The organism is Haloferax profundi, assembly GCF_001469865.1.
GTDB classification, from domain to species: Archaea; Halobacteriota; Halobacteria; order Halobacteriales; family Haloferacaceae; genus Haloferax; species Haloferax profundi.
The window spans coordinates 1-11,327 of record NZ_LOPV01000711.1; the positions used below are offsets into that span (position 1 = coordinate 1).

11 protein-coding genes and 1 pseudogene are annotated in these 11,327 nt (G+C 62.3%); 3 read left to right on the top strand and 9 right to left on the bottom strand.

Annotation, left to right across the window (positions count from 1 at the left end; genetic code table 11):
* From AUR66_RS19730 to mce, 7 genes are all read right to left on the bottom strand, one after another.
* A partial coding sequence (locus tag AUR66_RS19730) for an N-acyl homoserine lactonase family protein (RefSeq protein WP_058573810.1) occupies positions 1 to 575 on the bottom strand: 575 nt, incomplete at its 3' end.
* Between the two features lie 58 nt (positions 576 to 633).
* On the bottom strand, positions 634 to 1,449 hold the full coding sequence (locus AUR66_RS19735; RefSeq protein WP_058573811.1) for an SDR family NAD(P)-dependent oxidoreductase: 816 nt from the start codon (positions 1,447 to 1,449) through the stop codon (positions 634 to 636).
* A 120-nt stretch (positions 1,450 to 1,569) separates the two neighbouring features.
* On the bottom strand, positions 1,570 to 2,232 hold the full coding sequence (locus AUR66_RS19740) for an AIM24 family protein (RefSeq protein ID WP_058573812.1): 663 nt from the start codon (positions 2,230 to 2,232) through the stop codon (positions 1,570 to 1,572).
* A 95-nt stretch (positions 2,233 to 2,327) separates the two neighbouring features.
* Positions 2,328 to 3,479: an acyl-CoA dehydrogenase family protein gene (locus tag AUR66_RS19745; protein ID WP_058573813.1), complete on the bottom strand. Its 1,152-nt coding sequence runs from the start codon at positions 3,477 to 3,479 to the stop codon at positions 2,328 to 2,330.
* Between the two features lie 131 nt (positions 3,480 to 3,610).
* Positions 3,611 to 5,269, bottom strand: coding sequence for a long-chain fatty acid--CoA ligase (locus AUR66_RS19750; protein ID WP_058573814.1), 1,659 nt, complete (start codon positions 5,267 to 5,269; stop codon positions 3,611 to 3,613).
* Positions 5,270 to 5,357: 88 nt separating this feature from the next.
* The gene (gene menE / locus AUR66_RS19755) at positions 5,358 to 7,340 is read right to left on the bottom strand and encodes an o-succinylbenzoate--CoA ligase (RefSeq protein WP_058573815.1); all 1,983 of its coding nucleotides are present in this window, start codon (positions 7,338 to 7,340) and stop codon (positions 5,358 to 5,360) included.
* An 87-nt stretch (positions 7,341 to 7,427) separates the two neighbouring features.
* Positions 7,428 to 7,811, bottom strand: a complete 384-nt coding sequence (gene mce, locus AUR66_RS19760; protein WP_058573816.1) for a methylmalonyl-CoA epimerase — start codon at positions 7,809 to 7,811, stop codon at positions 7,428 to 7,430.
* 54 nt (positions 7,812 to 7,865) lie between these two features.
* On the opposite strand from mce, the gene AUR66_RS19765 reads away from it, so the two are divergent.
* Together AUR66_RS19765 and AUR66_RS19770 are read left to right on the top strand one after the other, a co-directional pair.
* Positions 7,866 to 8,210 carry a YbjQ family protein gene (locus AUR66_RS19765; RefSeq protein WP_058573817.1) on the top strand — a complete coding sequence of 115 codons (345 nt, stop codon included), beginning with the start codon at positions 7,866 to 7,868 and terminating at the stop codon, positions 8,208 to 8,210.
* A gap of 42 nt (positions 8,211 to 8,252) precedes the next feature.
* Positions 8,253 to 8,576 carry a hypothetical protein gene (locus AUR66_RS19770; RefSeq protein WP_058573819.1) on the top strand — a complete coding sequence of 108 codons (324 nt, stop codon included), beginning with the start codon at positions 8,253 to 8,255 and terminating at the stop codon, positions 8,574 to 8,576.
* Between the two features lie 134 nt (positions 8,577 to 8,710).
* On the opposite strand, the gene AUR66_RS19775 is transcribed toward AUR66_RS19770, so the two are convergent.
* Positions 8,711 to 8,995, bottom strand: coding sequence for a hypothetical protein (locus AUR66_RS19775; RefSeq protein ID WP_231727981.1), 285 nt, complete (start codon positions 8,993 to 8,995; stop codon positions 8,711 to 8,713).
* Positions 8,996 to 9,266: 271 nt separating this feature from the next.
* Positions 9,267 to 10,943, bottom strand: coding sequence for an acyl-CoA mutase large subunit family protein (locus AUR66_RS19780; RefSeq protein ID WP_058573818.1), 1,677 nt, complete (start codon positions 10,941 to 10,943; stop codon positions 9,267 to 9,269).
* A gap of 201 nt (positions 10,944 to 11,144) precedes the next feature.
* Here AUR66_RS19780 and AUR66_RS19785 point away from each other — a divergent pair.
* Positions 11,145 to 11,327 (top strand): annotated as a pseudogene (locus AUR66_RS19785) (O-methyltransferase); the annotation flags it as partial.

Here is an 11,327-nt window from a genome sequence, read left to right on the forward strand (position 1 = left end):
GCACCCATCACGCCGGGCGTGTGGCCCGGAAGGTGGTACAGACGCATCCCGTCGAACAGTGTGTACTCGTCGCCGTGGACGACGTTCCAGTTCAGGTCGTGGTCGAAGTCGGACGCGAGGTACGCAATCGACCCCTCCGTCGTCTTCGCCGAGTAGTACGCGAACTTCAGTTCTTCCTCGTGGACGTAGATTGGAACGTCCGCCCCGGCGAACTCCCTGAGACCACCCGCGTGGTCGAGGTGGAGGTGGCTCATCACCACGGCGTCGATGTCCGAAAGCGAGTATCCGACGGCGTCGAGGTCAGCTTCCAGCGTGTGTTCTGCGGCGTCGACGTGTGCGAACGCCTCGTACAGGGGCGCAGGCCAATAGCCGTTCCCTGCATCCGGGTTCGACCCGGTGTCCCACAGAACCGTCTGGTCTGGGCCGTCGACGACGGCGTTCCAGACGACGAACTCCGCCATCTCGTGGTCCGGATTTGGATTCGACGCACTCCCCATGGAGTAGCCAGAGAGGACGTATCCCATGTCAGCGTGGACGCGACCGCGGTCGACCAGGTGGACGCTAATGTCACCCATACCCACGCTTAGGAGGCAGCGGAGATAATTGTTAGTTCAAAAATACGTTTTCGGCAGTTCAGATGACGTTCTGGAGGATACCACCGTCGACGACGACAGACTGCCCGGTGATGTTCCGGTTCGTCGCAAAGAACACCGCGAGTTTCCCCATGTCTTCGGGCGACTGGTCGCGTCCGAGAGGGATGACCCGTTCGATGGTGTCGTCGTACGCCTCGTCGAGTGTCGGCGTCAACACCTTGTTCCACATCGGTGTGTCGACGATGCCGGGGCAGATTGCGTTCACCGTCACGTCGTCACCCGCGAGTTCGAGGGCGAGTGATTTCGTGAACCCGAGAACGGCGTGCTTCGACGCACAGTAGTGAGCTAACCCTGCTGCACCGATGCTGCCTGCAATCGACGCGGTGTTGATGACCGCCCCTTTGGACTCTTTGAGGTGCGGAATCGCCGCCTTCGACGGGAGGAACACACCCTTGACGTTCACACCCATCACCGAGTCCCACTCTTCTTCTTTCATCTCTTCGACCGGGTCGACGGTGATGATACCCGCGTTGTTACAGAGGATATCGATTCCGCCGAGCTCAGAGACTGTCTCGTCGACCATCGCAGCGACCTGGTCGGCGTGCGTCACGTCGCACTCGACGATGTGTGCCCGGCGGCCGAGTTCTTCGATGCGCCCGGCGACTTCTTGGGCCCGGTCCGCGCCGCCGACGTCCGTCGACGACTGTTGGTTGTACTCCGTGTCGAGGACGTTCACGTCCGCGATGACGACGTCACTCCCCGCTTTGGCGAGTTCGACTGCGATCCCCTCGCCGATTTGCCCGCCTGCACCAGTTACAATCGATACTTTCCCTTCGAGTGGTTGTGCTGTCGACATAGCTCGGGGCGAGATACGTCAGATACCCAATTAGCTCATTTTTCTGTGAGACTGGCCACTCAGGAAGTCGAGTCAGTCACGGCAGATTGGAAAAACGACGGTGGTGAAGGTGGCGGCGAGTTACTGTCCGGGTTGGACTTCCTCGTACGGTTGGACGATGACGAATCCGTCGGTGCCTGCGAACTCGAGTTGGTACGTCTCGCCCGACGAGCGACCGATGAGGCTCTTGACGTTCACGTCGCGCTTCGACGACGGCGAGACGTTCCCACTCCACGCGACAGTCGCGTTCGGGTCCGTGCTCACGGGCGTCTCGAGGACGAGCGGTTTGCCGTGCGTCGTGATGGCGACGTGCCCCGGCCCTTCGAGGAAGACGTTGAACAGGCCGCCAGTGGACGCACCGGCGATGCTCGTCAACATCTTGATGTCCCAGTTCACACTGGATTCGAAGGCCAACACGTCGTTTCCGTTGACGCTAATCTCCTCGCCTGCGTCGAGTTCGAGAATCTGGACTTCTTTGCCCTGGTCGGCGAGATAGAGGTTTCCGGACCCGGATGCCTGCATCATCACGTCGCCTTCGCCGGAGACTTTCTTCTTCAACATCCCCTTCAGGCCGCCAGCGGACTTCCGTTCGAACGAGATGTCACCCTCGTACCCGACCATCGTCCCAGCTTTGGCCATGATACTGCCGTCGAGTTCGACGTCGAGCAGTTTCGAGTTCTCCAGTTCGAACGCTTTGGTGCCGTCGTTCGGTGCGTGAGAGCTAACGAATTCTTCGAGTTGCATGATAGTCACCGAGTCGTAACGGGGACGACTCTGGATAGAGGACTATCGGACCAGCCTATAATTCTATTCGCCGAGAAATGTTCGTCAGGAGACGTTTAGAGTCCGCCCTGTCGGTAGATGAGGTTGCGTTGAATCTCGTTTGCACCCTCGTAGATGACCGGGATGCGAACGTCGCGGTAGACCCGAGAGATTTTGTTCTCGTCGAGGACAGACCGGCCACCGTGGAGTTGCATGCCGCGTTCGGCCACGTCGACTGCCATCTCGGTCGACTTCGTCTTCGCAGTCGCAGCCCAGAATCCTGCGTCCTCGTTGTTCGCGACTTTCTCCGCGGCACGCCAGTTGAGTGCGCGCGCCGCTTCGAACTCCATGCGCATGTCGGCGAGGATGTGCTGGACGGCCTGGAACTCCGAGACGTTCCGCCCGAACGCCTGTCGGTCGTGGACGAACGACCACGCCTCTTCGATGGCGGACGCGGCGAGTCCGAGACTGTGTCCGCCGACGACGATTCGGCCGTGGTTGAAGAAGTCTGCGAGCATGTAGAACCCGCCGCCTTCGGTGCCGATGAGGTTCTCTTCGGGAATCTCGCAGTCGTCGAAGACGATGTGCCCCTGCTTCGACGCTCGCATCCCCATCTTCTCGGGGATGTGCTCGGCCTCGTACCCCGGCGTGTCCGTCGGGACGATGAACATCGAGTAGTTCGAGTACCGGTCGTCCGAATCGCCGGTCTTGGCGTAGACGGTGAGCCAATCGGCTTCGACGGCGTTGCCGACCCAGTACTTCTCGCCGTTCAGGACGTATCCGTCGTCGGTCTTCTCGGCCGTCGTCTCCATCCCGGCCATGTCGGACCCGGTCTGCGGTTCGGAGACGGCGAGGCCCGAAATCTGCTCGTTCTCGGCGACGGGGCGGAGCCACGTCTCTTTCTGCTCTTCAGACCCGTAGTGTTCCATAATCTCGCACCCGAAGGAGGCGAGTTGGAGCGTCAGTGCGATACCGGCGTCGGCACGGTAGAACTCCTCGGAGATGGCGAGAATCTGCTGGAGGTCGTATCCCTTGCCACCGTACTCCTCGCTGATGTCCTGTGCGACAAGTCCTGCGTCCATCCCTGCTTCGAGGACGTCGCGCGGGTACTCGCCGGACTCGTAGTACTCCTCTGCGACGGGGACGATGTGTTCTTCGGCGAACTCGCGCGCCTCACGCTTGACGGCGCGGGCGTGCTCTGGCACGATTGATTCGTCGAGAAGGTCCATATCCCTTGGTAGGGTCGAACAGGCATATACTGTATGGAATCAGTATAAACTTCAAACTAATTTATCGTGAGTAGAGTGCGTCGTGGCTCTGGCCGACAGTGAGGACAAAAAATCGAGACGCAGTGGCCGAGTCAGTCCTGCGACGGGGCGTCTTCGTCAGGCGTCTTCCCCTCGATGAGTGAGGAGTCGTCGTACTGGTTGCGCAGCACCTTCTTGTCGAACTTGCCCGTCGCCGTCTTCGGGACTTCCTCGATGAAGACGACTTCGTCGGGCGTCCACCACTTGGGGAACTCCGAGCGCACGAGTTCGACGACTTCGTCCTTGAGTTCGTCTTCGTCTGACCCGGCCTTCGGAACGATGAACGCGACGGGGCGTTCCTGCCATCGCTCGTGGGGCACGCCGACGACTGTCGCTTCCGCGACGCCGTCGTGCGCCATGATGGTGTTCTCCAGTTCGACGGAGGAAATCCACTCGCCGCCGGACTTGATGACGTCCTTCGCACGGTCCACGATTTTGACGTACCCGTCTTCGTCCACGGTCACTACGTCGCCCGTCTTCAGCCAGTTGCCTTCGAAGTCCTGTTCGTTCGCATCTGGGCGCTCGAAGTACTCCGTCGTGACCCACGGCCCACGGACCCACAGTTCACCGAAGTCTTCGCCGTTCCACGGCACCTCGTTGCCGTCGTCGTCGACGACGCGCATCTCCAGACCGGTGACGAGCAGACCCTGCATACCGCGCTTTTCGTACTGTTCGTCCGCCGGAAGGTCCTCCATGCCGGGTTTGAGGTGTGCGACAGTTCCGACCGGCGACATCTCGGTCATCCCCCACGCGTGGACGACTTCCACGTCGTACTCCTCGTCGAAGCGTCGAATGACGGACTTCGGTGCCGCCGCGCCGCCGATGACGATGCGTTCGAGCGACGAGATATCGGTGTCGTGTTCGTCGAGGTAGTCGAGGAGACCAAGCCAGACAGTCGGCACCCCTGCGGTCATCGTGACACCCTCGGACTCGATGAGTTTCGCGAGGTCCTCCGGCGTCGGCGACGGTCCGGGGTAGACGTGTTTGGCGCCCGCGGCAGTCATCGAGAACGGAAGACCCCACGCGTTGACGTGGAACATCGGCACGACGGGCATGACGACGTCGTCCGCGCCGATGTCGAGACCCGCCTGCGGGAGCGTCGCCATCGTGTGCGCCCAGAGCATCTGCTGGGAGTATTCGACACCTTTCGGCTTGCCCGTCGTCCCAGAGGTGTAGCACATCCCTGCCGGTTGGTCTTCCGGCAGGTCCGGCCAGTCGTACTCGTCGGCGTAGTCGCCGATGAACGACTCGTAGTCGGTCACTGGGTCGAGGTCCGTGTCGGGAACCTCCGACGCCATCACGACGAACTGCTCGACAGAGGCGAAGGCCTCTTCGTCGACTGCGCCGGCGAGTTTCGGCGCCAGCGACGGGTCGACGAAGATGATTCGGTCTTCGGCGTTCTCGACGATGTACTGGATGTGGTGGTCCGGGAGAAGTGGGTTGATGGTGTGGAGTTGTGCACCCATCGACGGGACGCCGAAGTACGTCTCGAAGTGTCGGTCGTGGTTCCAACAGAACGTCGCGACGCGGTCACCGTCGCCGATACCCGCATCTGCGAGGGCGTTCGCGAGTTGTGCGACGCGTCCCTCGTACTCCGAATACGTGTATCTCGTTATACCCTCGGACGTTCGAGAGACGATTTCGCGGTCCGGAAAGAGTTTGCCTGCACGCCACAGAAACGGTCGAAGTGTCTGGTTGGTAGCACCTACCATACGTCCCTGTTGCCGTAAAACGTAATGATTGTTTGGACAGGTACCGGCAAGACGCGGGCTATTGATTATCGAACACGCGCCGGCGCGTTCATTCCTCGTCGTGGTGCATTGTCCCCACGCCGGTGTCTCCGCCATCGTCGTCTGCGTCCTCATCGACCTCGTCACTGCCGCCGTTGGCCTCGTCGTCTGCGTCCCTATCGCTCTCGTCACTACCACCGTCACCTTCGTCGCTGGCGTCGGTGCCAACGTCTGTCGCCTGAGACTCGCCGACAGAATCTTCGAGGCTCTCCTGGCCGTCGGCGGCGTCCGAGACGTCGATTTCGTCGTCCGCAGCGTCGCGTGAGTCCGTGGGCTCCGTCAGGCCAGTGGGTTCGGGTCCGTCCGATTCGTCGCCAGGAGTTGGTTCACTCTCTTCTGCGTCGCCTTCGCCGGCACGTTCGGCGTCGTCGACGACGGTTGGGTCAGCCCCGACGACATCGTCGCCCTGCGGGACGCCGGTCCACTCGGGTTCTGCTTCCGTGACCGGCTGGGCGGCCTGCAAACGCTCTCGGACCGCTTGTCGGTCGATAGTCCCCGAGACGGTCCGCGGGAGTTCGTCGGTGGGTTCGACGAGGCGCGGGACTTTGAACCCGGCAAGGTGTTCGCGGCAGAACGCGTCGAGCGCAGACCGGTCGAGTCGCATCTCCGGGTCGGAGAGGACGACGAGTGCACTCACGCGTTCGCCCCACTCTGGGTCGGGGATACCGAGGACGACTGCATCGTCGATAGCGGGGTACTGGCGGAGAACGTGTACGACCTCACCGGGGTCGACGTTCTCGCCGCCGGTGATGATTCGGTCGTCTTTGCGGTTGAGCACGTACAGGAGGCCGTCGTCGTCGCGATACCCGATGTCGCCTGTTCGGAGGCCCGCGTCGGTGAACGCGTCGGCAGTCGCCTCGGGGTCCCCGTAGTATCCCGGTGAGACCGTGAGTCCGGAGACGACGATTTCGCCGGCGGTTCCCGGTTCGACGGGAGTCCCGTCGTCGTTCACGATGTCGAGGTCCACGAAGAAGAGTTGGCGTCCGACGGTCCCGATAGACGAGAACGCCTCGCGGGGCGTCGCAGTCGCAATCTGTGAGGCCGTCTCGGTCATCCCGTAGGTGGGGTACACCGGGACCGAGTAGTTCCGGCACCGTTCGACGAGTTCTTCGGAGGCAGGTGCGCCACCGAGGAGGACGACGCGGAGCGAATCCGAGAGCGTCCCTCGACTGTCGAGCATCCGTTTGAGCATCGTCGGCACGACGGAGACACCCGTCACGTCGTACTTTCCGATGTCGTCGGCCGCACCGCCGGCGTCGAATCCGTCACGGAGGACGATGGTCGTCCCGTACAGTGGACTCCGGAGAATCGGCCCGATACCGCCCATGTGGTGCAACGAGAGCGTGACCAACCAGCGGTCACCGGGGGAGAGGCCGAGTCTGAACGACGAGGCGACGGCGTTCGCGAGCACGTTCCCCATCGTGAGTCGAACCGCCTTCGGTGTCCCCGTCGTCCCCGAGGTGAACAGGAGCAACATCGTATCTGAGAGGTTCCACTGGGCTGGCGTGGTGCTCTTCGGCGCTATCGACGAGAGGTTGATGACACCCTCCCAGCGTGGTTCGTCGACGGAGACGACAGGAACGTCGGCTGTCGCTTCGACGGCAGTGGACTCTGTCGAGTCGCCGCAGACGAGCGCAGTTACGTCGGCGATTTCGAGGTTTCGAGCGACTTCGTCCGGCGTCAGACGTTCACTGAGTGGGACGAGCGTGACTCCGAGGCGGCCTGCAGCGTGGATGAGACGAACGTACTCGACTCCCGGTTCGAGGACGACGCCGAGGTGGTCGCCGGCTTTGATGCCGAGTGCGGCGAGTTGGCCCGCAGTCTCGGAGACGAGCGAATCGAGTTCGCGGAACGTCCACGAGTCACCAGTCGGTGCGTAGATGAGCGCTCGTTGGTCTGGCGTCGTCGCGACACGGTGCGAAAGCCAATCGCGCATCGTGCCCGAGAGTGCCTGTTTCGTCGGGGTGTCGTCGTCTGTCGTATCTTCGGTCATCAGAGACCTCCGTGAATCGGAGTGCGGGTCGTCCTCGTGTCGCGGGGAGTGTCGGAGTGTGACTGCCGTGGAGGGCGGCGGCCGAGGTTAATGGGAGACGAACTCGACCAGTACGCCTCCAGTCGACTTCGGATGGAGGAACGCGACGTCGTGTCCCCACGCACCCGGGCGAGGTTCCTCGTCGATGAGCGTGACGCCCGCGTCGCGGGCGGTTTGGAGTGCGCCCTCGACGTCGTCGGTTTCGAGTGCGACGTGGTGGATACCGGCACCGTTCTTCTCGAGGAACTTCCCAATCGCGCCGTCTTCGTGGGGTTCGAGCAGTTCGAAGTACCCGTCTTCGAGTTCGAGGAACACGACGGTCATCCCGTCGAACGTCTCCTCGTGGGCCACCGGCGCGTCGAACAATTCCTCGAACAACGCGGCCAACCCGGCGGCGTCCGGCGTGGCGATTCCGATGTGGTCGAAGTGCATGCCAACAACTCCACGGGCGCAACGGATAAAGCCAGACGATTCGTTGGTACTGTCATGATAGTAACCACTACGGAGACTGTCGCAGGCCGAGAGATTACCGAATCCCTCGGAACTGTCCGTGGAAACACGGTCCGAGCGCGAAACGTCGGCCGCGACATCACGCAGGGACTTCGAAACGTCGTCGGTGGTGAACTCAAGTCGTACACTGGTCTCTTGGCCGACTCGCGCGACGAAGCGACAGACCGGATGATAGAAGAAGCGGAGTCGATGGGTGCAGATGCCGTCGTCAGCGTCCGGTACATCACCGCAGAAGTCGCACAGGGTGCGGCGGAGATTCTCGCGTACGGGACGGCAGTCACACTCGCAGGCGAGTCCGATTCGAATCAAGACGTCGCGTAAGGGGGACTCGCTGTGAGCGATATCGCGGACCGCTTCGGTTCCATGAGCGACAGTGCAAATCGGTTCGGACGCGGCGCAGTTCGACTGGCCACGGCACCGGAGACACTCGTCGTGTTCGCCGTCCTCGTTCTCGCGTGGGTTACTGGGTTCGTCGGCGTGCTCCCGAAAGAGGTGTGGATTGTCGACTTCCCGGCGTTAGCCGCCGCGTTCTTCCTCGATACGCTCGCGTCCAACGAGTTCGGAGTCGGTGAGCACACAGCATTCTACCCGGCACTCGCGGTGTTCGCATACGTACAGGCGATGCTCGTCGTGACGGGAGTGCGTGTCCTCCGCCGTCGACTCGGCCACCCGGGCGTCGGCGAGTGAGGCGTCTCGTGGGTGACCAGTGAAAAAACAGGCGAGGTGGAGGGCCGAAGCGGTAGTGTGAGGGGCGAAGCGACGGTGTGGGGGCCGAAGCGGAAAGCGGAGGGGACGTACGTCAGCGGCGAGGCACCGTCGGCTCAGTCACGCGTCGTTCGCGCGACGGTGACTTCGACGGGGAACCCGGGGACGGAAACCTTCATCGACGAGCGCTCGATGCGGGCGACGAGGACGCGAGCGACGGCCACGAGGCCGACGAGCGCCGTCGCAGCGACCAGCGACAGCACGGGGTAGCTAGCGACCACGACCACACCGACGGCGAGAGCCAGCACGATGGCCTGGGCCGTGAACGAGGGCGCGGGTTTGTGGTGATTCGGGGGGTAGTCGGAGACGGTACGAGAGTGTCGGAGGCGTCTTCGTGACATCTGTATTCTGGTTGGGGGACAGTCGGATACGATACCGGGGGCTCTCGTCGGTGAGATGCCCCACGACGCGCCGGCCGCGCGGCTGTGCGCCGCTGAAGGAGTAGGAACCGCGACGAACGCGGGAGCGACCGGGCGTGTGACGGGGGTCAGAATGCAATAAGAGGCATCGTAAATCCTCGTTATCGCCCACTCGGGGGTCGATAATAAGTCTTCTTAGCCGAGTGAAAGTATAAAATTAGTTACGTTTTGTCACGGGGTGTGGTACCGCGACTCAGGCCATCTCGGGGGCGTACTCGCCGAACTCTTCGCGCAGGACACCGCAGATTTCGCCGACTGTCGCGTACTCCTTGACCGCCTCGACGATGGGTGGGAGGAGGTTCTCGTCGGAGTTCGCGGCAGCACGAACGTCGTCGAGTGCTTTTTCGACCGCTTGGGAGTCGCGTTCGTCTTTGACCGCTTCGAGTGACTCGACCTGTTTTTGTTCTTCTTCTTCGGAGACTTCCTGTACGTCCGGGTTCGGTTCCTCGTCGACCTGGTACTCGTTGACGCCGACGATGACGCGTTCGCCCGTCTCGACTTCCCGCTGGCGTTCGTAGGCGACGTCTTGAATCTCCCGCTGGACCCACTGGTTCTTGATGGCGTCGAGCATCCCCCCGCGTTCGTCGACTTCGTCGAGCAGGTCGAACGCTTCCGCCTCGATTTCGTCGGTCAGGGCTTCGACGTAGTAACTTCCTGCGAGTGGGTCGATGGTGTCGGCCGCACCGGACTCGTGAGCGAGAATCTGCTGCGTCCGAAGCGCCGTCCGAACGGATTGCTCAGTCGGCAGCGACAACGCCTCGTCTTTCCCGTTCGTGTGGAGCGACTGGGTGCCACCGAGGACCGCCGCCAGTGCCTGATAGGCGACGCGGACGACGTTGTTCTCGACTTGCTGGGCGGTGAGCGTCGACCCACCCGTCTGGGTGTGGAACTTCAGTTGCATCGACTTGGGGTTCTCCGCGCCGAAGCGCTCTTCCATAATCTTCGCCCACATGCGGCGGGCGGCGCGGAACTTCGCGACTTCTTCGAGGATGTTGTTGTGTGCGTTGAAGAAAAACGATAGTTGCGGCGCGAAGTCGTCGACGTCGAGGCCGGCGTCGACTGCGGCCTGGACGTACTGGATGCCGTCACCGAGCGTGAACGCGACTTCCTGTGCCGCCGTCGAACCCGCCTCGCGGATGTGATAGCCGGAGATAGATATCGTGTTGAACTTCGGCGTCTCCTGCGCGCAGAACTCGAAGATGTCCGTGATGAGGCGCATCGACGGTTCGGGTGGGTAGATGTAGAGGTTGCGCGCGATGTACTCTTTCAGGATGTCGTTCTGGATGGTCCCACGGAGTTGTTCGCGCGGAACGCCCTGTTTGTCGCCGAGTGCGACGTACATCGCCAGAAGCACCGATGCGGGCGCGTTGATGGTCATCGACGTGGAGACTTCGCCGAGGTCGATTCCCTCGAAGACCGTCTCCATGTCGTGGAGGCTGTCGATAGCGACGCCAGATTTCCCGACTTCGCCGGCGGCCATCGTCGCGTCGGAGTCGTACCCCATCTGCGTCGGGAGGTCGAACGCGAGCGAGAGGCCCGACGACCCGTTGTCGATGAGGTACCGGAATCGCTCGTTCGTCTCGGCGGCGGTGCCGAACCCGGCGTACTGGCGCATCGTCCAGAGTCGCCCACGGTGCATCGTCGGATAGACGCCGCGCGTGTACGGTTTCTCGCCCGGGAAGCCGATGTCGTCTTCGTAATCGACGTCGGCGTCCGCAGGTGTGTACAGTCGTTCGACGTCGTTTCCACCCGTGTCGGTCGTGAACTCGTCTTTTCGTTCCCCGAACCGGTCGAGCGTCGGCGAGAGTGTCTCTTCCTCCCACTCGGCTTTGGCCTCCCGAATCTGGTCGAGTTCGTCGGGATCAAACATGGACGAAGATGAGAGACGGCGTGACTTAAGCGTAGGCGGGTCACACGTGCACGGTAACGTTTGCCAGCGTCGGTGCGCTTGCTACCAGAGACGGCGTAGTATCACGGACCATCCGCGAGTGGGGAAGCGACGGGGGACGGATGTGGGCGTTCGCGTCAGCAGAGTGTCGAACTTTATCGGCGATGCCGACCCTCTGTTCGTATGGATATCCTCACCGACGAGACCAAGCGCTTCCTCACCGCCACCGCGCCCGACCACGACGAGATACAAGCCGAGATGGCGGCGTACGCCGCCGAACACGGGTTTCCAATCATCGGCCCCGAAGCAGGCGGCGTCCTGCGCTTTCTCGCCCATCTCGCGGGCGCGACCCGACTCTTCGAGTTC